The organism is Baaleninema simplex PCC 7105 (assembly GCF_000332355.1).
GTDB lineage: Bacteria > Cyanobacteriota > Cyanobacteriia > Cyanobacteriales > Geitlerinemataceae > Baaleninema > Baaleninema simplex.
The window spans coordinates 13,336-40,092 of record NZ_KB235957.1 but is presented as its reverse complement, the minus strand read 5'-3'; the positions used below and the strand labels follow the sequence as shown (position 1 = coordinate 40,092).

Below are 26,757 nucleotides of genomic sequence, written 5' to 3'. Positions count from 1 at the left end.
CCCCAACCCCCCTTTCAAAGGGGGGCGAAGGGGGGATAGGGGGCTAAGGGGGGATGTGGTGAAAACTTCTTGAAACCTAGCTTATAGAAAAAGGATGGAGTATGAAATTTCTTGGCAAAAGAAAAAAGAGCGGCTCTTCGGAGTTTAGGGTGACAGAAAAACTAACTTCACGAGATTTCAAGGGTTTTGGCTCTCGAATTTTCAATTTTTTGTATTATGGTATACATTTATAACCACAAACTCCGAAGACCCAAAAGAGCAGGCAATTTTATTGCCTACCCTGAATTTAAACGACTCGAAAACCAAACTGCTAACGATAATCCTGAGATTGAATATCTCGCAATCGCGCCTCGGGACGTAAAAACCGATCCATTTGCGCCTCAAAAAACGCGCGATTTTTCATCAAATGCTTCGGATTGGGGTCGTCGAGGGGATACAACAACGCCTGACGCAACGCCTGAATCACCGCCGACGTAACGTTATACATCGATCGCTGGAACGTAATCCCCAACTGAATCAATATATCATCTTCACCGCGACAGTGTTTCTGATAGTATTCCGTCAAATAAGGTGGCAGAAAATGCAACATATCTTGCATTAACAATGTCGGCGGAATTCCCGCACTTCCCACTGGAAAAACATCCGCGTACAAAATGCCGTAATGGAAATCCTTCTGTTCGTCCGGAACCTGCCCCGCTTGCGCGTTGTAAGACTTCGTACCTCGGAACGGTGCAGTTCGGTAAAACACCGCCTCAACGTAAGGTAACGCCGCCTCGTACAACCAGGTAAACCCTTGAGATTTCGGAATAATTTCGTAACACTCGTCGCCGATATAAACGTGGTGGTAAATCGGGCGTCCGGCGATGGCAAAAATGCCGTTGACCAAGAAATCCATCGCCTCGGGAACTGTAGTCATTTTCCCTTCATCGTACAGGTCGGACATCTCAAAGAACACCGGCGCCATCACTTCCCAAAACAGCCCCAAATTGGCGTAATAGGACAGTTGACGCACTTGTTCGAGGAACATCTCGGGGAAGAGTTGGTACAGCCCCAGCATCACCGGATTGCCTTTAAAATAGGCTTTGATGGCGCGATCGGCATTGGCGACGTACTCCTCGCTTTCCAAGTAATCGTTAAACCGTCCCCCCATGCCTTGATGCCATAACATCGCCCGCATACAGGCTTCGGCGAATTCCATATTGACGCGATCGTGCCACAAATGATGCAGCAACTTGGGCATTTTTTGGGTTTCGCCCCGTTTCATGAACTCCAACAGTTCCGGGTGTGCTGTGGCTTCCCCCCGCCAAATTTGCAAATCGGCGGTGTCTCCAGCGTAGTGGTTGTGTAAGTCCAAATACTCTTTCGGTAAGAAATATTTGAAGGCCGGGAGTGGGTTGAGAAACACCCGTTCGGCAATGTAAAGCAAATCCCGCCAGTAGAAATCCATCGGCACGGCATAGGCTTTATAAATGCCGATGATTTGCATCAAGTTTTCCGGGGTGTCGGGAAGCATAGAACCCCCCGCTTCGAGGCGATGAATCACCTCGGCGAATTCGTGATTAGACGGCGGAATCGGAGTTTTGGGTTTGGGAATTGCTTGAACCATGACGCGAGTTTCTGTGGACGACTGGGGAGGAGGGGAAACGTGCTTAACGCTGAGTCACGTTCTGGGCGACGATTTCTTGAGTGGGTTGGAGGGTCGAAGCTAACATAGTTGCGGTGGGTTCCATCCAACGAATCAACCAGTTGGGTTGAATGCCGAGAAACAAAACGATCGCCGATAAGACTAAAGCCGGAACCCGTTCGCTCCAAGACAGGCGATCGTAATAGGCGAGTTCGTTGTTCAACTTACCGAAACAGGTGCGGTTGAGCAGAATCACGAAATACACCGCCGTCAACCCGGACGAGAGAATACAAACCAAAGTCGGAATCGGGAAAATGGGGAAACTGCCTTGGAAGACGATAAACTCCGCCGCAAATCCCACCAAACCGGGAATTCCCGCACTGGCCATCCCCGCCATCACCAACAACCCACTGACGAGGGGCAATCCGCGAACGGGGTTCATCAAACCATTGAGCAGTTGCAGTTCTCGGGTTCCCACTTTGTCTTCAACGATGCCGACGAGGTTGAACAGTAACGCCAGAATCAAGCCGTGGGCGACCATTTGCGCGACTGCACCTAACACGCTCAAGTCCGTTCCAGCGGCGGCGGCGACGAGGACGTATCCCATGTGACCGATCGAACTGTAGGCCACCATGCGTTTGATATCGTTTTGGGCGATCGCGTTCAACGACCCGTACATGACGCTAATCGCCCCGATTAACGCCAAACCCGGCGCAATAACCGACCAAGTATTGGGGAACATTTGCAATCCGAACCGTACCAGTCCGTAAGTTCCCAGTTTCGCCAGAATTCCACCGAGGAGAATCGCCACCGGAGGCGAAGCTTCCACATAGGCGTCGGGAGACCAAGTGTGCAGGGGAACCAAAGGAATTTTAATACCCAATCCCACCAATAACACCGTTAACAGAATCAACTGGGCGCGAAGGGGTAAGTTTTCGGTGGAAATGCTGTCGTAGTCGAAGCTGAAACTTCCACTCAGCCAAGCGACACCGAGAAACGCTGCCAAAATCAGAATTCCTGACAGGGCGGTGTACAGCAGAAACTTCATCGCCGCGTAACCCCGTTTCTCGCCGCCCCAAATGGCGATGAGAAGGTACACGGGAATCAGTTCTAACTCGAAGAAGAGAACGAACAGCAGCAGGTTTTGGGCGAGAAACGCGCCAGCCACTCCCGCGTTGACGAGGAGAATCAGCGCGTAATACAGCGAAGCTCTGGGGGTGTTGGCTTTGCTGCTGTAGACGACGACGCCGGTTAAGAGGGCGTTGAGAATCAACAACGGCATGGACAAGCCGTCGGTTCCCAGGCTGTAACTCAAGCCGATGGGTTCTGCCCAGGTAAGATATTCGGAAAATTGTAATCCGGTATCGCTGAGGTCGAATTGGAACAGCAACCACAGCGTCCACACGAAGAGAAGTCCTGCTGTGGAAAGGGCGAGGGTTCGGGCGGTTTGTCCCGATTTGGTAAAGCCGACGACGATGGCGGCTACCAGTGGAACGAGAATGAGGGCGCTTAGCATATTAGCAAGGGTTTCGCGAAAACAGTTGAGTTTCGAGAATTGAGGATTTAATGTTGTCTGTTGGCGGTTTGGAAAAGGATTGTTGTAAGGAGGGTTTTTTAGAGAGATAGCGGGTTAGAACCCAATTGTGGCGAATTGAGAGAGATAGGGGAAACTAGCAAGAATTACGAAGACGGCAACGCTGAGAACGATCGACAGAATGTAAAACTGAGATTGTCCGGTGGTGTTGTATTTGAGACTTTCGCCGCCGAAGAGGGTGGCAAAACCGACGAGGTTTACGGTGCCATCGACGATGTAGCGATCGACCCAGTAAATTAGTTTGGAGATGCGATCGACTGCAAAGACTACCGTGGCTTTATACAACTGCGGCGTATAGAAGTCGTAGGCGAAGAAATCTTGCAGGGCTTGGGGATTGAGTCGCACGGGTTTTTCCCAATTGGGATTGAGATACACCAACGCGCCGAACCCGATTCCCGCCAAACTCGACCAAGTCATCAACACTGCAACGAAGCGATTTAAACTCGCCCAATCCGGCAACAACTGCCACTGTGCCAACAACAGGGGTAAATGCAACGCAAACCCTGCCAGCAACATCATCGGCAACACCAGCAACCACAAGCCTTCGGGGGAACGTCGGGTGAAGTCCGTCAGCTTTCCGCCGAACATCAATCCGAACAGTCGCGTCACGCTGAACGCCACGAAGCCGTTAACCGCTAACACCACGCCAAACAAGAGGGGGCGACTTTGCCAGAGGGCATCGGAAATTTCTACGAGAGACCAAAAGCCTCCTAACGGCGGCATGGCAATCAGAGATAAACCCGCGATGATTAGCGAAATTCCCGACAGGGGACGGCGAGACCACAAACCGCCGTACTGGGTGAGGTTTTGTGTAATGTTGTTGAGGACGATACCTCCGGTACTCATCACCATCAACGCCATTGCAATGGCGTAGGTGAGCAGCAACACTAAGGCGGCGTGGTTTTCACCGATACCGACGGCGACGAACACCAACCCCATGTAGGCACTGGTGAGATAGGACAAAACCCGTTTTACGTCGATTTGCGCGATCGAAATCAGACTCGCACCCACCGCAGTCGCAGCCCCTACCGCAACCACCACGCTCGATCCCAACGGCGACAACGCGAGAATCGGTTGCACTTTAATCAGGACCCAAGCCCCGGTGGACACGATGATGGTATTCCGCAGAATCGTCGCCGGGTAAGGACCTTCCATCGCTTCGTCCAGCCATAGGTGAAAGGGGAACTGAGCGCATTTAGCAATGGGACCGGACACCAATGCCAACGCCAGCAACGTGGCTAAGGTGGGGTCGAGATCGGCCGTTTTCGCCCAGGCGGTCAGTTCGGTAAAGTTCCAAGTTCCCGACAGGGGCAGCAGTGCGACCACGGCCATTAATAGGATGAGGTCGCCTACCCGTTTGGTGAGGAAGGCATCTCTGGCACCTGTCACCACGAGAGATTGGTTGTACCAAATCCCGACGATGAGATAGGTTCCCAGGGTGAGGATTTCGAGGACGACATAGCTGAAAAAGAGGGAGTTGCACAGAACCAGCAAGCACATCCCCGCCTCGAACAGTCCCACGAGGGAGTAGAACCGCGCCCATCCCCAATCCATTTCGAGATAGGCGATCGCATAAATTTGCGCCAGCAGGTTCAACCCGGTGATGAGAACGCAGGCACCGAGGGCGACGGTGGAAATTTCTAAGTCTAAGCTGATGTTGAGTCCTGGTGCGTTCAACCAGGCAAAGGAAAGCGCTTGGGGAGGTTGGTTCCAGGTTTCAACTAACGCCAGCAGGCTATGACCGAACGCTGTAAAGGTCATGATGGCGTTGATGTAACCTGCCGGACGGGGGCCGGTTTTGCGGATGAATCCTGGTGACCAGGGAAGCGCAAGTATTGCGCCGAGAAGGGCGTAGCAGGGAAGCAGCCACGCACTCTGGCTGAATAGGTGACTCATGCAGTTACCTCTAGCGAACGCAAGAAATCGAAGGCAGGCGAAATCGCCTCGATCGCGTTTTCTGGGGTCGATCGAGTAATTTCGGCAACGATGCTGTTGCAAAACTTAATTGTTTGCAATCATAGCTAAAAGTGGAAGACTTTGTAAATATCCATAGAGAAAAATCTATAATTAGAGCGATCGCTTTCGCTGATAAGCATAAATACTTAATCTTAAATTAATTTTATTGACAAATCAAACAAAGTATGGTATTCAAAGAAAAATATAATTTTCTGTTGTAGAAGCCTTGCATCGCAGGTTTCGACAGAACCAACATCGCTACAATCGAGCCAGAACATCTCAAACAGGGAGGTCGTCTCGTGTCCCCCGAACTCGCCCCAGAACCAGTTCCCCAAACGCCGGAAGCGGAAGTCTGGGAACCTCCCATGCCGCCGACTGACTTGATTTTCGACGACGGAGAACCCTTGGAAAGCAACCGCCACCGCATCGCCATGAATCTCCTCATCGAGTCTGCCGATTCAGCGTTGGCGGAACGAAACGATTACTTCGTCGGCGGCAATATGTTTATTTACTACAGTAGCCGCCAAGTCAGAAATCAGGACTTTCGCGGGCCGGACTTTTTCGCCGTGTTGGGTGTCGAAGAAAATCGCGATCGCCAAGGTTGGGTCGTTTGGGAAGAAAACGGCCGTTACCCCGATGTCATCGTTGAATTGATGTCGCCGAGTACCGCCAAATTCGACTTAAACGAAAAGAAACAGATTTACGAACGGACGTTTAGAACGCCGGATTATTTCGTTTTCGATCCGTTCGATCGCAACTCCTTACGGGGTTGGCATCTCGATACCGATGCGGGGGGATATCAAGAACTCGAACCGGACGAGAGAGGTTGGTTGTGGTCTTCTCAGTTGAATCTGTGGCTGGGAATTTGGGAAGGCTCAATTCTCCACGTCGAGACTTTTTGGCTGCGGTTTTACGACGCTGACGGAAACCTGGTGTTGTGTCCCGACGAAAAGGCTCAACAAGAAGCGGAAAAGGCGCAACAGCGAGCTGAGGCCGAACGTCAACGCGCCGAACAAGAACGTCAACGCGCCGAACAAGAACGTCAACGCGCCGAACAAGAACGTCAACGCGCCGAACAAGAACGCCAGCAAGCCGAACAAGAACGCCAGCAAGCCGAACAAGAACGTCGACGGGGCGATCGCTTAGCGGCGAAACTGCAAGAATTGGGTATCGATCCCGAAACCCTGGAAAATCCCTAAATTCCCATGAAAAACGGGGCGGACGCGAGCCACCCCGTTTAAAAAGTCTCGATTCAACGCAACTATCTCGATTCAACGCAACTACAGGACTTGCAAATTGGGATATCCTGCCATCAAATCGTCTGCGGTGAGCGTATCCCCTTGAGCTTGAGGCGTCCAGAGAACTTCCACCGCCAACAGGCGATCGCTCGAAACGCCGCCCAACTGACGTAACGCTTGGTTCAGCGACTCCGCGCTATCGACTTTCGGAAGTTGGAAATTCCCCTGAACCCCGGCTAAAATCGTCACCACGATATACTCGCCAGGAGCTTGAGTTTCCGCCAACGCGCCCTCTTCAGCATCACCAGGAAGCGAGGGCGTCCCTTGTCGCAACTGACTTTGATAGTTCGAGAGGGTTTCCTCAGCGAACTTACTGCGTTCGGAGAGCGACCATTGATTGAATTCCGCTTCCGCGCGGTTCATCGTGGTGATATCGTTGTCCGTCTGGGCGTAAGCCACGTATTCCGGGTGACGCAACAACGCCAACGTCGATTCTTGTAGAACTTGAGCGCGGCCGGAAGCGGTTCCCGTATCGGCGGACATGGCCAAACTATCGAGTTCCGACTGCAACTCGCGGGCTTGCGCCAACAGTCCCACCTGAACCTTCGCCACCGAGACGTTGGGCGTCATGGCTTCCATTTCGCCGCCGTCACTGTCTGCGATACCGCGCAAACTGCGGACGAGGAAGTTGGCGAAAGCGATGACGATTAACAGCGAGAACAGTCCGCCGAAACCGCCCCCGAAGCCGAAGAAGGGAATCAGGAAGGGGAAGCCGAAGCCGCCACCGGGATAACCGCGAGAGGGGGCGTAAGAGCGACTGGGGGGGCTATAGCTGCGGGTGGGGGCGCGGAACGACCCTCCGCCGATGCGTCCGCCGCTACGGGCGGCGAATGCGCCGTCTACGTGGGAGAAGAACAGTACGGCGACGAGTCCGGCTAAAAACAGCGATTTTAAGATGGGTTTGAGTTTTGAACTGAGTTGTGAAAATAATTTGCGACCCATACAACCTCTTGATTTGACTTTGTAGCGTTAAGCTATCGCGAACTGCACCTCCGCCCCCAGGTCGAGTGTGGTTTGTGTTACGGAGTATTGCAGCTCTATAACTAATGTATCGTTTTTGACGAAGTGGTGCGACAGAGCCGTGGTATTGATAACCGCCTGTCGTCTGGGTTTCCGGCGAAAATGTAACGACAACAGATCTTTGTTCGACCTCGAAAAATCGCTTCGGATCGATCGAGACAAATCCAAGGTCAGAGGGTAAGCTAAAAGCCAAGACTTGCAAACCTAATAAATCCAGAGCTATGGATACGATTACCGCTGCGATCGTCGTTGCACTGGCGAATTTAAGCAAAGATGCCATCAAAGATAGCTACAACGCCCTTAAAACCGCGCTGAAGACTAAGTTCGGCTCCGATAGCGATTTAACGGAGGCGGTGGAAGGGTTGGAGAAAAAGCCCGATTCTGAAGCCCGTCAAGCGATGGTGCAGGAAGAAGTAGAAATTGCCAAGGCGAACGAAGATTCAGAAATCGTTCAGTTGGCTAAAGCTTTATTAGAAAAAGCAGACTCGGACGAATCGTCGGTGAATAAATATAATGTGGAATTCCAAGGAGAAGTGAAAGGCGCACAAATTGGAGATAAAAACCAACAAGAAAATACGTTTAATTGAATTCAATTCAATCAAATAATTTCAATCAAATAAATTCAAAATAAGATGGCGGAAAACTCTTCGCAATATTCTACCCAGTTTCAAGAAAACGTGAAAGGAGTGGTGGTTGGAGAAGGGAACATCATCTACAACTACTTTTACGCCAGCAAAACGAAAATCGCCTCAGAGGAAACCGCTGAAGCTGAGACCGTAGAAGCACTTTGCTGTCCCTACAAAGGCTTATTTCACTTTACGCCCGAGGATTCAGAGTATTTTTTCGGCCGCGAAGCCTTTGTAATAGAACTGGTCGAACTCACCAAGTCTCGGACGTTTCTTCCACTTCTCGGCGCTTCGGGAAGTGGGAAATCTTCTGTGGTTTTTGCTGGACTGGTTCCGGCGTTGCAACAAACCGGACATTGGAAATTCACTTATTTCCGACCGGGGGGCGATCCCTTTTACAATTTAGCCTTGGCGTTGGTTCCGCTCTATAACGAAAAATTAGATCGAACTGACCTCCTGATTCAAGCCAAAAAACTCGCCCCCGCGTTGCAAAATGGCGATCTCGTCCTATCCGACGTATTAATTCAGATTCAACAATATCACTTCGATCGACGGGTTTTAGTGATTGCCGACCAGTTTGAAGAACTCTATACCCTTTGCCCCGAGTTAGACATTCGCCAAGGCTTCCTCAACTGCCTCCTCGAAAGCTTTTCAGACGCGGCGAAATCTATCACCGATGTGGTTTTGATGGCGACGATGCGGGCGGATTTCCTGGGGAACGCGCTGTCTTATCGACCGTTTGCGGATATGTTGACGGACGATGTGAAGCTTGGGGCGATGAACCGCGACGAACTGTCTCGGGTGGTGACGGAACCGGCGAAAAAGTTGGGCGTGACGTTTGAAGAGGGATTGGTCGATCGCATTCTCGACGATGTAGAATCCGAACCGGGAAATTTACCCTTGCTGGAATTCGCGCTGACGCAGTTGTGGGACAAGCGCACCGGAAAACAACTGACTCACGACGCTTATGGGGAAATTGGGGAAGTGCAGGGGGCGTTAACCCATTATGCCGACGAATGTTTGGAGCGGGAACAGCTCAAGGGAAAACGGGAGGAAGTCCGTCGTATTTTCGTTCAGTTGGTGCGACCGGGACAAGGAACGGAGGATACGCGGCGACTGGCGACGAAGGCGGATTTGGGTGAGGAAAACTGGCAGTTCGTCAAGCAACTGGCGGACGAGCGGTTGGTGGTGACGAGCCGCAATGCTGAGGAACAAGAGACGGTGGAAGTGGTTCACGAGGCGCTGATTCGCAGTTGGGGGGAACTGCGGCAGTGGATGGAAGCGGACCGCAGTTTTCGGGTGTGGCAAGAGCGTTTACGTTCGCTGCTGCGACAGTGGGAGGAGATTGGACGCAGTGACGATGGCTTGTTGCGGGGGGTGATGCTGGCACAGGCGGAAGAGTGGTTGGAAAAACGCCGCGAGGATATCAGTCCGAGGGAACGCGGGTTTATCGAGGCCAGTGCGGAACGGCGAGCGCGAGAAGTGCGGGAACAGCAACGCCGACGCAGACTGACCCTCGGCGGACTGACGGGTGCTTCGCTGCTGTTCTTGGGTTTAGCGGTGGGGGCGCTGTGGCAGTGGCGACAGGCAGAACTGGCGCAAAGTGATGTGTTAACTCGGTCTGCCGAACAGCTATTCGCGGGAAAGCAACCTTTTGAAGCTTCCCTAGAAGGTTTACGTGCGCTGGCGCTTCGGCGCAGGTTGAAAGTATCCCGTACTTTCCGACAAGTTCGGGTGCTGTACTTGGCAGTTGCCGAGTTGCACCAGATTAACGACCTCACCGACCACGAGGGTGAGGTCAAGCACGTGAGTTGGAGTCCCGACGGGAACACCCTGGCTTCGGCCAGTGGAGACAACACGGTGAAACTGTGGGATGCCGAGAGCGGAGAACTGCTCCACGACCTCACCGACCACGAGGGTGGAGTCTATCGGTGAAGTGCAGCGGCGGCAGATCATCTTGAACTAAGCACCAGTAGCTTGCGTCCGTCCGCTGCCACGCAGTGTTAGGTGCTTATACTGAGAATGGCAGACAAAGTAATGTATAGCTTATTTTCTTTGCAGCCGACAGGAAAACAGGAATTGCTACTCATAGGCTGTAGACTCATAGGCATCAATTCAGCAATATTTTAACTCATGGTTAAAAACCATGAATTGATCAAATTTGGACTAAGAGTTCGGGAGCTAAGGTTGCTGAAAGGTCTCTCCCAAGAGGATTTGGCTGATTTGGCAGATCTTCACAGGACTTACATAGGTGGAATTGAAAGAGGCGAAAGAAATGTCGCTTTCCTAAACATTGTTCGATTAGCAAAAGCTCTAGAAATTCCATTAAGCGATTTAATGAAAGGAGTAGACTAAATGCCATCACCTTACGACAGCTTAAGTGAAAAAGAGTGGCTTGCTAAAACTCAATATTTGGTCAACCAACATCCATTAAAGTGTGAAACAATTAGGCGAGTAGCTTTGAAGTGTTGGCATACTCTCTGGTCTACTACAATTGGTGAAGGCGAACTTTCTATTAGCCTTTGGGAACTGGATGTTCCTGCGACTGTTACAGGCTATTTCTTTGAAAAACTATTTGCTAAGGAGCTAGAAACAGAGTTTCCTCATCTTTGGCGTGGTGGTAGAAGTAAGGACGAGAAGGATATTGTTTATATCCCTGATGAATTCTACTCCATTGAAATTAAAAGCTCAGGACAGTTGGGGCTTAAGGTATTTGGAAATAGAAGCTACGGGCAAAACGTGGAAAATTCGGAGATGGAGAAGAAAGAAAAGTCTGGCTATTACATCACAGTCAACTTCTATGAGCGAACATTAAATCTTTTGAGATTTGGTTGGATTGATCATGAGGACTGGAAAGCTCAGAAAGCAGCTACGGGACAAGCTGCTGGTTTGAGCGATGCAGTTTATAGACATAAATTATTAGAGATAAGTGGTGAATACAGACTGGATGCTCCTATAGGAATCGTGAAGGGCATTGGGGCTAAAACATCGCAAGATTTTTCGGCGGAAGGTGTTCAAACAATTAGAGATCTGCAAAATTATCAGGGCAACAATTCAAAAATATTAAAGTTCAAAGAAAAACTTGGCGAGTACGAAACCTAATAACTTTTGAGCATTCATTCCCTTGTTTGAGTCAGTTTAATTATTAAAATAACTCCTTTTGCTCGAAAAATTCTTGTCTTTGTTTCATGAACCTATTAAATCTTTCAACAGCAATCTCACAATAGTCTTTTCTTAGTTCAAACCCTAAAAAAATGCGTCCTAAACCAACAGATGCTATCCCAGTTGAACATGAACCAGCAAATGGATCTAGAATGACGTCAGTAGTATTGGACGAAGCTTTGACAACTCTCTCAACTACTCCCAAAGGAAATTGAGCAGGATGCTCTGTTCTTTCTCTAGAGCTACGTTTTTTCCCTGTAGTAACTTTTGGAAAATCCCAAACATCAGAAGGATTCTTTCCTAGAGGGTTACAACGATATTTCCCATTTTTCTTTTGATTTGGATATTTGACGTTTGGATCTCGGATATCATCCAAATTGAAAGTGTATTCTTGAAAGTTTTTCACATAAAATAACCACTTTTCATTGCGTGGACTCAAGCGATATTTCGTTGAAACACCCGCTCCATACTTCCAGACAACTTCTTGTAACAAATAAAAAAGTGATTTGTTCCATAAGAGATATGGAATTGGGACGCATAGACCTTTATTAGGTACTTTTAAGTAGCCTACGTTCAACCAAAAAGAACCATTTGGTTCTGTGACTTCGTATATCTGATTCATCCAACTAGAACACCAGTCAATATACTCATTGACTGACATCGGCTTTTCGTATTCTTTGCCGATATTGTAAGGCGGCGATGTAATTGTTAAATCTATTTTTAGAGTCGATTTGGACAAGTTACTCAACAGTTGAGTTAAATCACCTTCATATAGAATGAAGCCTGCGTCTGCATAGAATGGCTCACCCAAACAAGATTTAAGCTGCTCTTTGACTAGCTTAAATTGTGAAACGAGTCTTCCTTCCAAGCTCTCAGGGAAAGGCTGAAGTAATGACGAAGGAGCAACTTGAGTAGATTGATGCGAATCTATACCTTCCTGCACGTAGGAATTATGGCTCTTACTGGCAATCTTTCTGGAATTATCTTCGGGTATTGAAACCTTACGCATTTGATAGAGATTCAGGGGTTGGCTAATACAAGTTTACCATTGAATGACCTCTTGTAGAAGCTTATACGATCCCTACGTTTGGAGAATTGCTCAGGCACCTAACACGTGAGTTGGAGTCCCGACGGGAACACCCTGGCTTCGGCTAGTTTTGACGAAACGGTGAAACTGTGGGATGCCGAGAGCGGAGAACTTCTCCACGACCTCCCCAACCACGAGGATATGGTCTATCACGTGAGTTGGAGTCCCGACGGGAACACCCTGGCTTCGGCTAGTAGCGATGGAACGGTGAAACTGTGGGATGCCGAGAGCGGAGAACTTCTCCACGACCTCACCGACCACGAGAATTGGGTCTGGCACGTGAGTTGGAGTCCCGACGGGAACACCCTGGCTTCAGCCAGTTGGGACGGAACGGTGAAACTGTGGGATGCCGAGAGCGGAGAACTTCGCCACGACCTCACCGACCACGAGTATTTTGTCAGACAGGTGAGTTGGAGTCCCGACGGGAACACCCTCGCTTCGGCCAGTCGAGACACAACGGTGAAACTGTGGGATGCCGAGAGCGGAGAACTTCTCCACGACTTCACCGACCACGAGTCTGAGGTCTATCACGTAAGTTGGAGTCCCGACGGGAACACCCTCGCTTCGGCCAGTGACGACACAACGGTGAAACTGTGGGATGTTGATGCCGATCGATTACTGGAAAAAATCTGTACGCGCCTCCAGAACTATCTGCGTGACAACCCCGAAGTGAGCGAGGAAGACCGACATTTGTGCGACGGAATTGCCACGTCCCGCCCGTCCGATTAATCGCCCTCTGTCCTCTATCTCGCCTCCAACAGTTCCAACAACGCTTCCTCCGACAACAGCGGAATTCCCAACTTCTCCGCTTTCGCCAACTTCGACCCCGCCGAATCGCCAACCACCACATAATTGGTTTTCTTACTCACCGAACCCGTCACTTTCCCCCCGGCTTTCTCGATGAGCGATTTGGCCTCGTTGCGCATCAGGTTGGGAAGGGTTCCGGTGAGGACGAAGGTTTGACCCTGTATATGGGCGTTGCTTTCGGTTTCGGGTTGGCTGGGGGTTCCTTGCAGTTGCAATCCGGCTTCCCGCAGGCGATCGATCGACTCCCGATTCGCCGGAATCCCAAACCAATCTACAATGGCACTGGCAATAATTTCCCCAATCCCCTCCACAGCGGCGATATCCTCCACCGTCGCCGTCGCCAACTCGTCTACGCTGGGGAAACGCTGCGCCAGGGTTTGCGCGTTGACACTCCCCACGTGACGGATTCCCAAGCCGTAAAGTACCCGAAACCAGGGTTGCTGTTGGGAAGCTGCGATCGCCCCCACCAACTTCTCCGCCGACTTTTTCCCCATCCGTTCCAATACCACCAGAGTCTCGGGTTGCAACTGGTACAAATCCGCCACAGACTGCACGAACCGGCGATCGACCATCTGCGAAATCAGCTTTTCTCCCAATCCGTCGATATCCAACGCACCGCGACTCGCCCAATGTTTCAACGAACCCCGCAAAATCGCCGGACAGGAGGCGTTGACACATCGCGTTACCGCTTCGTCTTCGGGCTTGACCACGGGTTGACCGCACTCGGGGCAGGTTTTTGGCATTTCCACCGCTGGCGCGTTCTCTGGGCGCAATTCGGGGAGGACGCGCACCACTTCGGGGATGATTTCTCCGGCTTTGCGAACCACGACGGTATCGCCGATGTGTAAATCCAGTTCTGCAATGCGATCGCCATTGTGCAATGTCGCGCGAGACACGGTGGTTCCCGCCAGTTGTACGGGGTTCAGGTTCGCGACAGGGGTTAACGCCCCCGTTCGCCCCACTTGTACCGTCACCGATTCGACGGTGGTGGGAACTTCTTCGGCGGGATATTTCAGGGCGATCGCCCATCGTGGGGCTTTCTGCGTAAATCCGAGGCGTTGTTGTAACTCGATGTCGTTGAGTTTCACCACCACGCCGTCCGTCATGTAGGGGAGTTGGCGGCGTTCTTCGTTCCAGCGATCGTAATATTGCGCCACGTCTTCGAGGGAACGACAAATCGTCTGATTGGGATTGACGAGAAAGCCGAATTCTTGCAGTTTTTGCAAGGCTTCTTGGTGGGTGTGAAAGGGGCGATCGCCATCTTCTCCAGGTATATATAAAGTGTAGGCAAAAAATTGAAGTTGGCGTCGATCGACCACCTGAGGATCGAGTTGTCGCAGGGTTCCGGCGGCTGCGTTTCTCGGGTTTGCAAAAGGCGCTTCGCCGTTGGCTTCTCGGTCTTGGTTGATGCGATCGAACGTATCGAGGGGTAAAAACGATTCTCCCCGAACTTCCACGCGACTGGGGGGATTGTCAACTTGCAGTTTTAAGGGGATCGATCGAATGGTTTTGACGTTTTGCGTAATCTCTTCTCCGGTTTCCCCATCGCCTCGCGTCGCGCCTCGGACTAAAATGCCGTTTTCGTAAGTCAACGCCAACGCAGAACCGTCGATTTTCAGTTCGCAAACATACTCGGAGTCGATGGGATTTTCTAGTCGATCTTTCCAGCGTTTTTCCCAATTGGCAAATTCTTCGATGTTGAAGGCGTTATCGAGGCTGTAGAGGGGAATGTTATGTTTGACGGATTGAAATTTATCGGCGGGTTTGTCACCGACTCGTTGCGTGGGGCTATCTGGCGTGACGATTTCGGGATGTTCGGCTTCGAGAGTTTGCAGTTCTCGATAGAGGCGATCGTACACCTCATCTTCCATGATGGGGTTATCTTCGACGTAGTACGCATAGGCGGCTTTTTGCAGTTGTTCGCGCAACTGTTCGGCTCGTTTTTGAATTTTTTGTTTGGGTAGATTCATGGTGTTAATTAATAATCAATAATGGATGATAGGTTGGGTGGATGAACGGAACCCAACAATTACAAGTATCGCTTTTGAGATTCAACTCATGTCTTAATTTTAATACAAAAATATGCCTTTTGTCAATTTTTTAAATGTTTTATAAATTAAAAAATATTACAACTTGAATCTTGTTTTAAAATACAACAATTGCTAGCATTTTTCTTAGCAATTAATTCATGTTTGAATACAAAAATATGAATTTTATTAATTTTTGAAATAATGTAAGCAAAGCAATAAACATGAACGATTGAATTTTATTTCAATATAATTGTATTGTTGGGTTTCGCTTCGCTTCACTCAACCTATATAAAATCATATAATTTAAGCGACTTGAAATCAATCTTAGCTATCTTATGACCGACGCAAAATCTAAAATGTTTCTGACGCCGACGACTCGATCGCTCCTCGCCTTCGGTGCAATATTCAGCGGACTCGCCGTCGCGTTGGGGGCGTTTGCATCCCACGGATTGCGGGGACAGTTGAGCGATCGCGCCTTGGAAACCTTCACCACGGGGGTACGATATCAGCTATACCACGGCTTAGCCTTGTTGGTGGTGGGATTGCTATCGCAACACCTGGCGTCTCGATGGTTGCAAGGGGCGGGGATCGCTTTTGTCGTGGGAATTTTGATGTTTTCGGGGAGTTTGTACGGATTGAGTTTGCAGGGAATTCCCCTCCTCGGAATCCTGACGCCCCTCGGTGGCGCGGCGTTCCTCATCGGTTGGACTTGTCTGGCGATCGCGGCGATCGTCGCCCAGCCCAAACCGTGAAGTTTTGTTGGTTATGATGGCAAAAGGATGACGGTCGATCGCACCACGGCTCGATCGCGTCGCTCGTGACAACTCGTCAGCACATAAAATGACCGTTACAGTAAAAACCGAACGTACCTCGAAATTTCTCGAACCCGGTTTGTTCGTCAGTTGGTTCGCCGCCGGATTCGCAGGGTTGGCGTTAATCGTGTCTTGGTTTCTAGGAAACACCGTCATCAAAGAAACCGTAAGGGTTCCCCCCGAAGATTCCGTCGAACTGACGACGTTAGACATGAAACCGAGAGCGATCGGGGCGACGCGCATCAACGCCGTGGCGCAAATTCCCACCAATCGCTGGGTGACATACGAACTGCAACTTCTCGACGCAGAAGGAAATCCCATCGCCTCCGCCCTCAAACAAGCCTGGAAAGAATCGGGAACTTGGTACGAAGACGGCGAATCGGGAACTTGGCAAGACTCCGAATTACGGGCGGGTTTGGACGTTCAGGCGCAAAAAGACAACGAACCCGTCACCCTCGCCATCGCAGTCTTAGAATATACCGACACCTCGGGAAATCCCATCGAGCAACCGGTTCCCATTCGCGTGAACGTGCAACAGGGGGTTGTAGACGGACGGTATTTGTGGCCGGGTGCGATCGCCACCGCGATTTTAGCGTTTTTGACTGGGAAAGCCACCCGAGAAAGCGGACGCTTGGTCTTAAACAAAAACATCCGCGATAGCGATGTGGGCGATCGCGCGGTGATGGGGGGAAAGAACAATCTCCTCAAACTCGAAATCGACATCGCCTCCGACGAACATACTCCCCAAACCTTGCGAGTTCAACTGTGGATTCGCGACGGAAACGGCGAGGAAATCTACGCCAAAATTTACTCCGTTCACCCTCGCCGCGTGACGGAAGATGTTTATAAATCTGAAGTGGTGGCGTATTTCCAATTTCCCGAAAAAGCCTCTTACGGATTTTACGTGGAAGTGACGCCAGACGGGCCTATCGATCTCACTTCTCTAAAAGTATTCGATCGCGTGCGAACCGGCGGTTCGATAGACGTCGTTCGCATCGAACCGGAAGTTTAAACCCAAACTTGAAATCTTTACCTTTTGAGACCCAACCCCCATGATTTTAGTTCGCCTGTTAGCCCTCTCGAGTTTACTCATCGCCACCTCCGCAGCCTGGGCGGGATACAGTCAGCGATCGGCGTTGCAGCTGCGACAAGAACAACAAGCGGCCTACTGGCCTCGTCGCGGAACGACCCTATCTGGCGGCTACTCCCGAGGGGTTTGGATTATGACTCCCAGTCGCAGCGACTACGGTGGCTTTCGTGGCGGCGGACCGGGAAGCGGGAAGTAGTCGATCGTCGATCGCGGAATGTGAGTTGGAGGAAAACTCGACTTGAAAACCCCGGTATCGGACAAATACCGGGGTTCGTCGATTCTGAATGGGGAAGAGAAACTAGCCGTCCAAACTTTCGGAACTAATGGGAACCAAATCTCCTTGTCGCGTGAGTCCCAAGAACATGGGTTCGTGAGGCGGGATAGACTTGCCAGTTAGGACACAACGCTCCTCCTTCTCTGCTGTGGCGGGAATGCTGGCTCGAATGTCAGCTCTTGAAAACTGCGGTTTGTAGTCACCGGACTTATACTGAACGTAATTCCAGAGGATGTCGCGAACCAGTGCCTGATACCCTTGAGACCCTGAAAGCTTCTTGAGTCTGTCCTTGAGTTCTCGCTCCAGACGGATGCTAGTCACTTCCATCTCCGTGGTCGAGGTACGAGGTCGAGTGGGGGTACGCATCGAAAATTTCCTCCAATAGGTGGACAATGCTTGTACTATTAGTGTAGTATGCAAAAAGTTAGAATCAAATACTAGCATTTCCCAAAAAAACCGTGAAACCGCTTTCGCCCACACCATTCGATCGCCTCCCCGTTTCTCCTGTCGTTGCAAGTACCTGTTTTGGTATAGACGCAACGACCAGAAGCGAAATGGCGATCGAGAGAGAGCGAAACCGGTATTTCTCCGTCAGCGCAATTTTGCCAAACGGCGGGGAACTACATCACAACGAATCAAATTGCCACTCAGATCGAAAATCGCCCGATCGCAACGATCTGTTTTTAAAATTTATAGGAAGCGGGGGGTATCGAGATGCAATCGTCCCCACCTAACTTGTTGTAAACCATTGTGTGACCCCCGCTTCTCCTGACCCGCGAAGTGGGGGTTTTGCTTAAGGAGACAAACCGTGACTGGTATAACAGGAATACCCGGTGTAACAGATGTATTGAGGCAATCGGTAGTTGTCTTTTCCCAGAACTACCTTCCCATCAGCCGTATTAACGTGCGACGCGCCATCGTCCTGTTGCTGGCGGGGAAAGCCGAACCCCTCGATCTGACCGAAAATGCCAGTATTTGGCAAGTTCGATCGCCTTCGATGGTTCTCGAAGTTCCCGAACACATTCGCATGAAGTTCACTGGAACCGAGCGCATCTGGAAAGTTCCCCGCGTCAACCGCCGGGAAGTCTTGCGACGAGACAATCACACCTGTCAGTACTGTGGCAGTCATCGAAACCTGACGTTAGATCACGTCCTTCCCAAATCAAAAGGTGGACCCCACAGTTGGGATAACGTCGTCACCGCCTGTAGCAGTTGCAACTCCCGCAAGGGCGATCGCACCCCCGCACAAGCCGGACTGAAATTGCGATCGAAACCCAAAGCGCCGATGCACCCCACTGTTGCTTTCGCCGAACAGTTCTGGCGAGAACAGAAACTCGACAGCTTGTAACAGCGTCGAAGGTGCAGTCGTCCGCTATCTGTCCCCTTTATTTTCGTCGTTCCCTACGGGGAAAGCCAGCCATGCTGAAGTTGACCTATACCGAAACCAACTTGCACCTGGAATACTTGGCGAGTTCCCCCGAGGAACTTGTCTCCCGTCGCGTCAAACTTGCCATGCGGACGGGGACGCCTCTGTGTGTCGAACCGAGTCAAGCCTCGTTTTTGCTGCCCGTGGGTTTACCCGGATTGCAACAACTGGCGGAAACGGCGCGGCGCGAAGGGGTCGATTCCCTAGAACTCTATCCGGCTGACGAGGATTTCGTCGAAGTCAGTTTGCGCGGGACTTGGGTGGCGACAGATGCGGACACCGCTGAAGGACTCTTCGTGACGTCGCTGACGCCGTTCTGTGAAACTGCGATCGCCAAACTCTGGAAAGCGGCGGCGATCGATGCCTCCTACGTGCGCGATTGACTGCGATCGATTCTTGAATAAAAAAACAATCTGAGTATTCTACCAGAACCCCGGCATTTCCAAGATGCTGGGGTTCTAAACTTCAACCGTGGCACTTTCGCTAAACCTGAATTTGCGTCACTGCAATCTTGCCCGAAAAACAGACATCCACATCAGTTTCTGGCATTCGTTTGCGTCCTTGATAGTTCCCCTCATAGACGAACGCCTCGCCGTCAATGCGAAATTGAACGGGTAACGGACAGCGACTCGGTTGGCAAAACACGATTTCCGGGTCGTCTTCCGCATCGCAGTGGGGTAAATTGACGTTCCAAAACGCTCCGGATTCCAACGGTTGCGCCATCAGTTCCGTTAACACCTTCGTTCCCAACCGCATCGTCGTCTCCCAGTCGAGGGGTTTGAGACGGTTGCGATATTGCGAAATGGCGATCGCCGGAATTCCGTGAAACGCCGCTTCTCGCACAGCGGCGACTGTTCCCGAAATGTACTCGTCAACGCCCATATTCCCCCCAGCGTTGATACCGGAGAGAACCCAACTGGGGTTGGGGCAAAGATGAGACAACGCGAGGCGGGTACAATCAGCAGGAGTGCCACCAACTGCGAACTCCGTCGCGTTTCGCCGTTCTACGTGAATCGGTTGGTGAGTGGTGACTTGATGTCCGCAACCCGAGAGTTGTCCTTTCGGGGCGACGAATACGGGGGTTTCCGCCGTTACCTGTTTGAGAGCGTCGAGAAGGGCGAGGATTCCGGGGGCGTCGATACCGTCATCGTTGGTGAGTACGATGGCCATGGAGTGTCTAGAACCGTGAACAATGAAGCGTTGCCCTAACGTTACCACGGAGCGGTTCGAGCTGTCTCTCTCCCCGAACCCGCTTCAATTAGTCACTCTGACGAGTTTCTTCTAAAAGTTGCTCGAACGCCGTTAGAGATTCAATGTAAATGGCTTGTTGTAGCAGTTGTTTGAGAGTCGCCACATCGGTAATTTGCTCGATCGAATCGACCAATTCCGAAGGAACGCGATCGAACCGCACCGTCAGCATTTCCAAAACCGACGAACGAGCATTTTCCAAAATCCCCTCTTCACGCCCCCGTTCCATCGCACGAAGCTCGATATTACTCAAAATCGGCATTTTTCGTTCCTCCTAAATCGGGAGAAGCCGGGTTTTGAAGTCACCCGGCTTCTGATAAGGTTAGTTGTTGTCTAAGAGGCGATCGAACTCTGTCAGGGATTCAATGGAAATCGCTTGTCGGTGAAGGTTTTGGAGAGTCGCCACATCGGTAATTTGCTCGATCGAATCGCTCAATTCCGAAGGAACTCTGTCGAACCGCACCGTCAGCACTTCCAAAACCGACGAACGAGCATTTTCCAAAATCCCCGCCTGAAGTCCTTCTTGAAGTCCTTCTTGGCGTCCTTCTTGAAGTCCTTCTTGGCGACCTTCTTCACGCCCCTTTTCAATGGCGCGAAGCTCGATATTACTCAAAATCGGCATTTTTCGTTCCTCCTGATAATTGCGGAGTTTAGTATCAAAACTGTCTTGCAAGACTTGAGGAAGCGTCATCATCCAGTCCAGCAATCGAAAGAACCGAACGATCTCTTCCTCAGTATAGCCTCGCTCGTAGAGCAGTCGGACGAGATGCCATTTCCAGGTTTCTCGTTCCTCCGCCTTTCCCGTGGTGGCTTTGGTTTTCAGATGCGCCATCACCAGTAACGCGAAAGGATTTGACTCCCGTTCGAGGCTTTCACACCGAGACTCGTAGTCGAGCAGTTTGGCGGTGGGAAAGACGAAGTTCACCGAACAGCCCCCGAGTTCGTAACGATAAGCCTGCGGTCGCCAAGTGGGGCGATCGTCGCCTAAAATGGCTAGGCTGATGACTTTTTTGTGCAGGTCAAACGAGCGATAGTGATAAATATACATTCGCTCGCTAAAGTCGGTATCTTCTTGACTCTGAACTTCGATGTGAATCAAGATATAGGCATCTTCGCCGTTACGCTGCCAAACTTGAAAGAGTTTGTCTCCTTCTCGCTCGCCGCTGGTGGCGGTGGGGCTAATTTGTTGCAGTTCTTTGTCTAGAGACTGGTAGTCTCGCGTCCAGTCGATGAGGGCGTGGACTTGGGGAAAGAAGAAGTCGAGAAAGTATTCGAGATAGTCTTCGATCGCTTCTTTCCAGGGTTGGTCGTAATGAGCATTGGGCGTATCCAAGACTTGCACCCTTTCGTGCTATTTTCATGGATTTAATTATACTCAAAAAATAATTTTTTATGTTAAATAAATAATAAAAACGTAAATTTTTAAATACCTTGAAATCAGAAGCCGAGCTTCTCCAAGAAACCCGGCTTCTGCGACCATGCCTATCCCAAAAAGACTTCCAAATTGGGAACGTCTACCCATTGACCCGTTTCGCTGGATTCGTGGGTTAAATCCATCAATAACTGCGAGTAAACGCCTTCTCGGAACGATGGCTCGATCGCCTGTCCTCCGTCAATTCCTCGTACCCACAAATCCACCATCCGCACAAAGGGGGCAAGTCGTCCGTCGGGATAAGTTCGCGGGAACGTCAAGCGATCGGGAATCTCTAACTCCGTCAAAGGTTCGCCGTTTTGAGACCCCATCAAGCGGAAGCCGTGAACGTAATCCTGTTGGTTGCCGCTTCCGAGAACCAAGGTTCCACGATCGCCGTACACTTCTACCCAATGCCCCCGTCCGGCATACGCCACGGAACTGATACTGACTTGGGCGGGGGTTCCGTCGGCGAACTCTACCATCAACAACGCCGTATCGTCCGCATCGACAGGTTTTCGCTTGCCGCCCTCAGCCGGATCGGGGCGATCGCAAATGGAGGTGTTCAACTGGGCGAACATCCGTTTCACCGGCCCGAACAGCCACGCCATATAGTCGAAAGTGTGCGAGCCTAATGCCCCTAACGCCCCGCCGCCTTTATCTTTCTGGGCGTACCAGTTCCAACCGCGATCGGGATTTGCCCGACTCGACATCAGCCAGTCGATTTTGACGAGGCGTTTGTTACCGACGTAGCCTTCTGCCAGTAATTCTGCCAATCGCTGCCAGGTGGGAACGACGCGATACTCGAAATCCATCGTCGTGACGACGCCTTTCTTGTTCGCCAGTTCGTAGAGATTGCGGGCGTCGGAGACGTTTAACGCGGTGGGTTTTTCTAGTAAAACGTGCTTTCCGGCGTCGATCGCTGCTTTCGCCATGTCGTAGTGTAAAAATGGCGGCGTGGAAATGCTGACAGCATCGACATCGGGTGAGTTTAACACCTGTTCGAGAGAATCGCAGGCGTTGGCGATGTTAAATTCCTTTGCAACCTCTTGCGCTTTCTCAAGGTTTGGGTTAAAAACTGCCGTAACTTTGGTGCGGTGGTGCAGTTGAAAACCGGGGATGTGGACTTTTCGCCCGAATCCGGTACCGATAACAGCGACGTTGATGCGTTCGTTCATATCTTGCCAGGTGAGTAACGTTAACGTGACGGCGGCGTAATGTCACCAACAAAAACCGGATCTCTGTCTGACGCCCAACCGGTTAACGGTGAGTCACGGACAGACACCCGGTTTTCTTCATCTTACGACTGCGACGGTACGGCAATCTAGCGACGTAAGCTCGTTACGCGATCGATAACCCACTGCATCGTGGTTTCCCCCAGTCGCACGTTGTCGAGGCGATCGATCTCTCGAATTCCCGTGGGACTCGTCACGTTGACTTCGGTGAGATACCCCCCGATAACGTCGATTCCGACGAAATACAAGCCGTCTCGCTTCAACGTCGGGGCGAGTTGGCGGCAAATTTCCCGCTCGCGATCGCTGATTTCGGCTTTCGCCACCCGTCCGCCAACGGCCATGTTGCCGCGAAATTCCTCCCCAGTGGGAATCCGGTTCACTGCCCCGATGGGTTCCCCGTCGAGGAGAATAATCCGTTTGTCGCCGTCCTTGGCTTCAGGAAGAAACTGCTGCACCATAATTGGAATGCGACCGTAGTTCGTACTCACTTCCATCAGCGAGTTGAGGTTGCGATCGCCGGCTGACAACATGAAAATCCCTTCTCCAGCTTTTCCGCCCAAAGGTTTGAGGATAGCTTTACCCCGTTGGTTGACAAATCCTCTGGCGACAGCTTTGTCTCGCGTGACGAGGGTTTCGGGAATCGCGTCTTTAAACTGCAACGCATACATCTTTTCGTTGGCCACCCGCAACCCTTTCGGATCGTTCAACACCAGGGTTTTCGTGGGATCGACGTAATCGAGAATGTAAGTGGTGTATAAATACGGAACGTCAACCGGCGGATCGGTTCGCATCAACACCGCATCCATATCTTCCAGCGGTTGCCAACTGGCTTGGCCGACTTCGTACCACAGTTCGATCGCCACCCAGCGATCGCCCTTTAACTCTACGGGTTTAAACGTCGCCGGAGACAGCCAACCGTAGGCTTTTCCCTCGACGACGCCGAGTTTATCGGCTTGGGTAATCCAGACCTCGTGTCCCAGAGCTTGCACCGCTTCCATAAACGCGACGGTGGTATCGTGGCCGGGGTCGAGGTTTTGAATGGGGTCGATGATAAATGCAAATTTCACGGCAACCGTTCTCTGAGCCTGTGTTGAGTCTTGTGAGATGGGATGTTGTGACGCGATGGAATTCCTCGCGTCTTCCCTATTAAAGCGTCAAACGTCCCTCGCTTCGTAATGGGACTCGATCGCCCGTCTCTGACTTTCCAGGATGAAAACACGGAGAATCGCCAATAGCCTTCGAGAGTTTCCCCCCAAAAAACACTGACAGCTCGGTCAGGGTTTGTTTTCGCCATTGAAACTCGGTCTCGAGGTCTCGATCGATCTCGAAATTTTCGTCAATTGAAGGGAGTTGAAAAACTGCCGAACGACCGAGATCGCGCCCCCTCCCGGTTCTCTACCGCAGCCAGATCTGACACCTCTCCAAAAAATCCTCAATATAATGAGGATCGATCGCCATTTCGACAAACGAGGCTATTTATGCAGGTTACACGCTACTTCCACACAGCAGTTCTCGTGTCCGACCTCGAACGCGCCGAGTGCTTCTACAGCGAAGTTCTAGGTTTGCCGAAGATCGATCGACCGATGACGTTCCCAGGGACTTGGTACGGTGTCGGAGACGCCCAACTTCACCTCATCGTCGCCGACAGCTTCGAGGAAAATCTAGAAAACACCGAAAAATGGGGACGCAACCGCCACGTTGCTTTTGGTGTCACCGATTTACCCGCCGTCGAACAAAAACTCAGAATTGCAGGCTATCCTGTCCAAAGAAGCGCCTCGGGACGAGAAGCCCTCTTTACTCGAGATCCCGACGGTAACGTTGTCGAACTCAGTGCCGTTTGAACGTGGTGGAAACGCGGTTGAGGTTTGGTGAACCATGAAAATCGTCGTTTACAGCTACAGCGATCCCCTGTATGAAGTGCCGCCACCTCCAGAAACCTGGGGTTGGGAAGTCGATCGCATCTATAGCGATTTCGGCAAACGACAGCAACTCCAACAGCTTCTCGAAGACTGTTCCAGCGACAAAATCGCCTACGTCCTCGTGCGTCGCCTAGAAGAATTCGGCGAAACCGTCGAACAGGTCTTTCATCGACTCGATCGCTTTGGCGAACTCGGCGTTCGCGTCGTGGCCACAGACGTACCTCTCGAAACCACCGATCGCCGCGATCGCGCCGCCGTCTTAGAACTCCTGCAAAACCTGCAAAAACAGCAACGCAGCCAACGCATTCGTCAAGGCCACGCCAGAAACCGCGTCAAAGCCCTACCGCCCCCCGGAAAACCTCCCTACGGCTACCGTCGCGGCAAAGATCGCTACGTCGTCGATCGCAGTACCGCTCCCGTCGTCAAAGACTTTTTCGATCGATTCCTCATCTACGGTTCCCTACGAGGCGCAGTACGCTACATCGCCCAACGCTACGGAAAACGCATTTCCGTCACCACCGGACGCCGCTGGCTTACCAATTCCGTCTATCGCGGCGATCTCACCTATAGTAACGGTTCCACCATCTCCAACACCCACGCCCCCATTATTTCCCGAGAAGAAGCCGCCCAGATCGATCGCCTGTTGCGCCGCAACCGACGCCTTCCCCCTCGCACCGCCAGCGCACCTCGCGCCCTGGCCGGACTCGTCGTCTGCGGTGAATGCGGCTCGTCAATGACCGTCGCCTGTGTCACCCGCCGCCGCAAACCGGGAGAATATTTATACCTGCGACCGACCCACTGCCTGCGAGAGCCGAAGTGCAAAAGTTTGCATTACGATGCGGTATTACAGCAAACGATCGAAACCGTGTGTTGCAATTTAACGGAGATCGCCGACGATCTCCCCCTACCCGATCTCGATGGGGCAAAAAGTACCTTGGAACGGGATATCGTCAAACGGCAGCAAATTCTCGACGCCTTACCTCCCTTGCTCGACGAGGGCATTCTCGATCGCGAAACCCTACAACTGAGGTCTTACACGCTTAAATCTGAAATTGCTCGATTGCAGGAACAACTGTCTCAAATCCCACCGGTCAATTTACGGGAAACGGCGAAAACGGTTTCTCTTCCGCAGTTTTGGTTCGATCTGACGGAATCCGAACGTCGGTTTTATTTTCGTGAATTCGTGCGACAAGTCGAAATTCAACGGGATGGCGATGAGTGGCAGGTGCGGTTACAGTTCCTCTTTCAGCCGATTCCCCAAGACGAGAACCTTTAGCGATGGGCGATCGCTTGACTGAGAATCGCGGTCTTCGTTTTAAAGTTCGATTTTGTGATAGAATCTCTTCAGTTTTATGGAAATTTCGTTGCGTTAAACGCTTCATATTTTTTAATATAAAAAAAAGCTATTAGAATTAAAAGAAATCTAAACCGAACGCCCCCTAGCAATCTTCCGTAGTATCCGTCATAATTGAATATTATTCGCAGCTATGGCGAGTAGAAATACGGAGAAAAGCGATATGTTTGAGAATTGGTGGGGATTGTTACTGTTAACGCTATTCAACACAGCCGTTTGTTTGGCGCTGCCTCGTCTCGTGACGCTCGATCGCGATCGATGGTTCCGGCGTTTGAAACCCCAGGCGATCGCTGCCAAAGCCTCCGAACCCACAGCATTTTCCGATACAGTTGCCTAAGGGTTTTCCCCTCAATTACCGCTTTCCTCCCGATCTCTTGACGGCTCGAAAATCGAGGTTGGGAGGCGTTTTGCGTGCCTTCACAGCCGTTCGAGTCACCGATTTAAAAATTTTTCCAGTTTTCCCCACACCCCTATCCAGATTCTTCGCAGTACTCCAGCCATAGCTGAAAGCTTGGCTGCTGAGAGGGTGACAACATAGCTAGACCCCCTGCCTCACAAGGGATAGAGCCTCTAGCCCTCGTTGAAAATGGAGAGATTTGTGAGGCTTCAACGCCATGAGCGCCAACATCCAATCTCTCCAGAGCAGCAGGGATTGACTCCAAGCATAACCGGATAATCCGAGGGAAAACACTATGATGAGGAAACCTTGAGGGGTCAGGTCTGAACGACCTAAATAGGATTGGACGTGAGATTCAAGGAGACGCTGACCCGAACGAGTTGCTAA

26 protein-coding genes and 1 pseudogene are annotated in these 26,757 nt (G+C 51.2%); 14 read left to right on the top strand and 13 right to left on the bottom strand.

Features of this window, described 5'->3' with window-relative positions:
- Positions 1-310: 310 nt before the first annotated feature.
- The 3 genes from GEI7105_RS0100890 to GEI7105_RS0100880 form a co-directional block, all read right to left on the bottom strand.
- Positions 311-1,606: a CO2 hydration protein CupA gene (locus GEI7105_RS0100890; RefSeq protein WP_017658603.1), complete on the bottom strand. Its 1,296-nt coding sequence runs from the start codon at positions 1,604-1,606 to the stop codon at positions 311-313.
- A gap of 43 nt (positions 1,607-1,649) precedes the next feature.
- Positions 1,650-3,140, bottom strand: a complete 1,491-nt coding sequence (locus GEI7105_RS0100885; protein ID WP_017658602.1) for an NADH-quinone oxidoreductase subunit M — start codon at positions 3,138-3,140, stop codon at positions 1,650-1,652.
- Positions 3,141-3,254: 114 nt separating this feature from the next.
- Positions 3,255-5,114 (bottom strand): NAD(P)H-quinone oxidoreductase subunit F, encoded by a 1,860-nt coding sequence (locus GEI7105_RS0100880; RefSeq protein WP_026097334.1) that lies wholly within the window; start codon positions 5,112-5,114, stop codon positions 3,255-3,257.
- Between the two features lie 359 nt (positions 5,115-5,473).
- Here GEI7105_RS0100880 and GEI7105_RS0100875 point away from each other — a divergent pair, with 359 nt between their 5' ends.
- Complete coding sequence (locus tag GEI7105_RS0100875) at positions 5,474-6,373, top strand: Uma2 family endonuclease (protein WP_017658600.1); 900 nt, start codon at positions 5,474-5,476, stop codon at positions 6,371-6,373.
- A gap of 81 nt (positions 6,374-6,454) precedes the next feature.
- Here GEI7105_RS0100875 and GEI7105_RS0100870 read toward each other — a convergent pair whose 3' ends face one another.
- Positions 6,455-7,414, bottom strand: a complete 960-nt coding sequence (locus tag GEI7105_RS0100870; RefSeq protein WP_017658599.1) for a DUF1517 domain-containing protein — start codon at positions 7,412-7,414, stop codon at positions 6,455-6,457.
- Between the two features lie 299 nt (positions 7,415-7,713).
- Between GEI7105_RS0100870 and GEI7105_RS28460 the strand changes: the two genes are divergently transcribed.
- From GEI7105_RS28460 to GEI7105_RS28450, 4 genes are all read left to right on the top strand, one after another.
- Positions 7,714-8,079, top strand: coding sequence for a Het-E N-terminal domain-containing protein (locus tag GEI7105_RS28460; protein ID WP_017658598.1), 366 nt, complete (start codon positions 7,714-7,716; stop codon positions 8,077-8,079).
- Positions 8,080-8,124: 45 nt separating this feature from the next.
- Positions 8,125-10,053, top strand: coding sequence for an nSTAND1 domain-containing NTPase (locus GEI7105_RS28455; protein WP_017658597.1), 1,929 nt, complete (start codon positions 8,125-8,127; stop codon positions 10,051-10,053).
- A gap of 198 nt (positions 10,054-10,251) precedes the next feature.
- Positions 10,252-10,473 (top strand): helix-turn-helix domain-containing protein, encoded by a 222-nt coding sequence (locus GEI7105_RS0100855; protein WP_017658596.1) that lies wholly within the window; start codon positions 10,252-10,254, stop codon positions 10,471-10,473.
- Positions 10,474-11,220 (top strand): ScaI family restriction endonuclease, encoded by a 747-nt coding sequence (locus tag GEI7105_RS28450; protein WP_017658595.1) that lies wholly within the window; start codon positions 10,474-10,476, stop codon positions 11,218-11,220.
- A 43-nt stretch (positions 11,221-11,263) separates the two neighbouring features.
- Here GEI7105_RS28450 and GEI7105_RS0100845 read toward each other — a convergent pair whose 3' ends face one another.
- Positions 11,264-12,289, bottom strand: coding sequence for a DNA-methyltransferase (locus tag GEI7105_RS0100845; RefSeq protein WP_035492305.1), 1,026 nt, complete (start codon positions 12,287-12,289; stop codon positions 11,264-11,266).
- Positions 12,290-12,394: 105 nt separating this feature from the next.
- On the opposite strand from GEI7105_RS0100845, the gene GEI7105_RS28445 reads away from it, so the two are divergent.
- Positions 12,395-13,096: a WD40 repeat domain-containing protein gene (locus tag GEI7105_RS28445; protein ID WP_017658593.1), complete on the top strand. Its 702-nt coding sequence runs from the start codon at positions 12,395-12,397 to the stop codon at positions 13,094-13,096.
- A gap of 14 nt (positions 13,097-13,110) precedes the next feature.
- On the opposite strand, the gene ligA is transcribed toward GEI7105_RS28445, so the two are convergent.
- Positions 13,111-15,144: an NAD-dependent DNA ligase LigA gene (gene ligA, locus GEI7105_RS0100835; RefSeq protein WP_017658592.1), complete on the bottom strand. Its 2,034-nt coding sequence runs from the start codon at positions 15,142-15,144 to the stop codon at positions 13,111-13,113.
- A gap of 395 nt (positions 15,145-15,539) precedes the next feature.
- Between ligA and GEI7105_RS0100830 the strand changes: the two genes are divergently transcribed.
- The 3 genes from GEI7105_RS0100830 to GEI7105_RS0100820 all read left to right on the top strand — a co-directional run bounded on the left by GEI7105_RS0100830 (position 15,540) and on the right by GEI7105_RS0100820 (position 17,302).
- Positions 15,540-15,956, top strand: coding sequence for a DUF423 domain-containing protein (locus GEI7105_RS0100830; RefSeq protein ID WP_017658591.1), 417 nt, complete (start codon positions 15,540-15,542; stop codon positions 15,954-15,956).
- Positions 15,957-16,044: 88 nt separating this feature from the next.
- Entirely contained in the window at positions 16,045-17,028 is a 984-nt protein-coding gene (locus tag GEI7105_RS0100825) for a hypothetical protein (RefSeq protein ID WP_017658590.1), read from the top strand.
- A 40-nt stretch (positions 17,029-17,068) separates the two neighbouring features.
- Positions 17,069-17,302, top strand: coding sequence for a hypothetical protein (locus GEI7105_RS0100820; protein WP_017658589.1), 234 nt, complete (start codon positions 17,069-17,071; stop codon positions 17,300-17,302).
- A gap of 102 nt (positions 17,303-17,404) precedes the next feature.
- On the opposite strand, the gene GEI7105_RS0100815 is transcribed toward GEI7105_RS0100820, so the two are convergent.
- Complete coding sequence (locus tag GEI7105_RS0100815; protein ID WP_026097330.1) at positions 17,405-17,746, bottom strand: hypothetical protein; 342 nt, start codon at positions 17,744-17,746, stop codon at positions 17,405-17,407.
- A gap of 481 nt (positions 17,747-18,227) precedes the next feature.
- Here GEI7105_RS0100815 and GEI7105_RS0100810 point away from each other — a divergent pair, with 481 nt between their 5' ends.
- Together GEI7105_RS0100810 and GEI7105_RS0100805 are read left to right on the top strand one after the other, a co-directional pair.
- The gene (locus tag GEI7105_RS0100810) at positions 18,228-18,728 is read left to right on the top strand and encodes an HNH endonuclease (protein WP_051044103.1); all 501 of its coding nucleotides are present in this window, start codon (positions 18,228-18,230) and stop codon (positions 18,726-18,728) included.
- Between the two features lie 71 nt (positions 18,729-18,799).
- Complete coding sequence (locus GEI7105_RS0100805) at positions 18,800-19,189, top strand: alr0857 family protein (protein ID WP_017658586.1); 390 nt, start codon at positions 18,800-18,802, stop codon at positions 19,187-19,189.
- A 100-nt stretch (positions 19,190-19,289) separates the two neighbouring features.
- On the opposite strand, the gene surE is transcribed toward GEI7105_RS0100805, so the two are convergent.
- The 5 genes from surE to gshB form a co-directional block, all read right to left on the bottom strand.
- Positions 19,290-19,976 carry a 5'/3'-nucleotidase SurE gene (gene surE / locus GEI7105_RS0100800; protein ID WP_017658585.1) on the bottom strand — a complete coding sequence of 229 codons (687 nt, stop codon included), beginning with the start codon at positions 19,974-19,976 and terminating at the stop codon, positions 19,290-19,292.
- Between the two features lie 88 nt (positions 19,977-20,064).
- Positions 20,065-20,316, bottom strand: a complete 252-nt coding sequence (locus GEI7105_RS0100795; protein WP_017658584.1) for a hypothetical protein — start codon at positions 20,314-20,316, stop codon at positions 20,065-20,067.
- 60 nt (positions 20,317-20,376) lie between these two features.
- Positions 20,377-21,396, bottom strand: a complete 1,020-nt coding sequence (locus GEI7105_RS0100790) for an RpnC/YadD family protein (protein WP_017658583.1) — start codon at positions 21,394-21,396, stop codon at positions 20,377-20,379.
- A 140-nt stretch (positions 21,397-21,536) separates the two neighbouring features.
- Complete coding sequence (locus GEI7105_RS0100785; RefSeq protein WP_017658582.1) at positions 21,537-22,643, bottom strand: Gfo/Idh/MocA family protein; 1,107 nt, start codon at positions 22,641-22,643, stop codon at positions 21,537-21,539.
- Positions 22,644-22,789: 146 nt separating this feature from the next.
- Positions 22,790-23,767: a glutathione synthase gene (gene gshB, locus GEI7105_RS0100780; RefSeq protein WP_017658581.1), complete on the bottom strand. Its 978-nt coding sequence runs from the start codon at positions 23,765-23,767 to the stop codon at positions 22,790-22,792.
- 411 nt (positions 23,768-24,178) lie between these two features.
- On the opposite strand from gshB, the gene GEI7105_RS0100775 reads away from it, so the two are divergent.
- The 3 genes from GEI7105_RS0100775 (at position 24,179) to GEI7105_RS36470 (ending at position 26,310) form a co-directional block, all read left to right on the top strand.
- Complete coding sequence (locus GEI7105_RS0100775; RefSeq protein WP_017658580.1) at positions 24,179-24,541, top strand: VOC family protein; 363 nt, start codon at positions 24,179-24,181, stop codon at positions 24,539-24,541.
- Between the two features lie 34 nt (positions 24,542-24,575).
- A complete protein-coding gene (locus GEI7105_RS0100770) occupies positions 24,576-25,895 on the top strand; it encodes a recombinase family protein (RefSeq protein WP_017658579.1) in 1,320 nt (439 codons plus the stop codon).
- Between the two features lie 241 nt (positions 25,896-26,136).
- The gene (locus tag GEI7105_RS36470) at positions 26,137-26,310 is read left to right on the top strand and encodes a hypothetical protein (RefSeq protein WP_017658578.1); all 174 of its coding nucleotides are present in this window, start codon (positions 26,137-26,139) and stop codon (positions 26,308-26,310) included.
- Positions 26,311-26,511: 201 nt separating this feature from the next.
- On the opposite strand, the pseudogene GEI7105_RS39385 reads toward GEI7105_RS36470, so the two are convergent.
- Positions 26,512-26,757: pseudogene (locus GEI7105_RS39385) on the bottom strand (IS4 family transposase); the annotation flags it as partial.

Coding starts and splice junctions, on each gene's coding strand:
- GEI7105_RS0100805 (WP_017658586.1), top strand. CDS start 18,800: ATGCTGAAGTTGACCTATACCGAAACCAACTTGCACCTGGAATACTTG.
- GEI7105_RS0100815 (WP_026097330.1), bottom strand. CDS start 17,746: ATGCGTACCCCCACTCGACCTCGTACCTCGACCACGGAGATGGAAGTG.
- GEI7105_RS0100855 (WP_017658596.1), top strand. CDS start 10,252: ATGGTTAAAAACCATGAATTGATCAAATTTGGACTAAGAGTTCGGGAG.
- GEI7105_RS0100795 (WP_017658584.1), bottom strand. CDS start 20,316: ATGCCGATTTTGAGTAATATCGAGCTTCGTGCGATGGAACGGGGGCGT.
- GEI7105_RS0100785 (WP_017658582.1), bottom strand. CDS start 22,643: ATGAACGAACGCATCAACGTCGCTGTTATCGGTACCGGATTCGGGCGA.
- ligA (WP_017658592.1), bottom strand. CDS start 15,144: ATGAATCTACCCAAACAAAAAATTCAAAAACGAGCCGAACAGTTGCGC.
- GEI7105_RS0100820 (WP_017658589.1), top strand. CDS start 17,069: ATGATTTTAGTTCGCCTGTTAGCCCTCTCGAGTTTACTCATCGCCACC.
- GEI7105_RS0100825 (WP_017658590.1), top strand. CDS start 16,045: ATGACCGTTACAGTAAAAACCGAACGTACCTCGAAATTTCTCGAACCC.
- GEI7105_RS0100890 (WP_017658603.1), bottom strand. CDS start 1,606: ATGGTTCAAGCAATTCCCAAACCCAAAACTCCGATTCCGCCGTCTAAT.
- GEI7105_RS0100770 (WP_017658579.1), top strand. CDS start 24,576: ATGAAAATCGTCGTTTACAGCTACAGCGATCCCCTGTATGAAGTGCCG.
- GEI7105_RS0100845 (WP_035492305.1), bottom strand. CDS start 12,289: ATGCGTAAGGTTTCAATACCCGAAGATAATTCCAGAAAGATTGCCAGT.
- GEI7105_RS0100870 (WP_017658599.1), bottom strand. CDS start 7,414: ATGGGTCGCAAATTATTTTCACAACTCAGTTCAAAACTCAAACCCATC.
- GEI7105_RS36470 (WP_017658578.1), top strand. CDS start 26,137: ATGTTTGAGAATTGGTGGGGATTGTTACTGTTAACGCTATTCAACACA.
- GEI7105_RS28450 (WP_017658595.1), top strand. CDS start 10,474: ATGCCATCACCTTACGACAGCTTAAGTGAAAAAGAGTGGCTTGCTAAA.
- GEI7105_RS0100775 (WP_017658580.1), top strand. CDS start 24,179: ATGCAGGTTACACGCTACTTCCACACAGCAGTTCTCGTGTCCGACCTC.
- GEI7105_RS0100880 (WP_026097334.1), bottom strand. CDS start 5,114: ATGAGTCACCTATTCAGCCAGAGTGCGTGGCTGCTTCCCTGCTACGCC.
- surE (WP_017658585.1), bottom strand. CDS start 19,976: ATGGCCATCGTACTCACCAACGATGACGGTATCGACGCCCCCGGAATC.
- GEI7105_RS0100885 (WP_017658602.1), bottom strand. CDS start 3,140: ATGCTAAGCGCCCTCATTCTCGTTCCACTGGTAGCCGCCATCGTCGTC.
- GEI7105_RS28460 (WP_017658598.1), top strand. CDS start 7,714: ATGGATACGATTACCGCTGCGATCGTCGTTGCACTGGCGAATTTAAGC.
- GEI7105_RS0100830 (WP_017658591.1), top strand. CDS start 15,540: ATGACCGACGCAAAATCTAAAATGTTTCTGACGCCGACGACTCGATCG.
- GEI7105_RS28455 (WP_017658597.1), top strand. CDS start 8,125: ATGGCGGAAAACTCTTCGCAATATTCTACCCAGTTTCAAGAAAACGTG.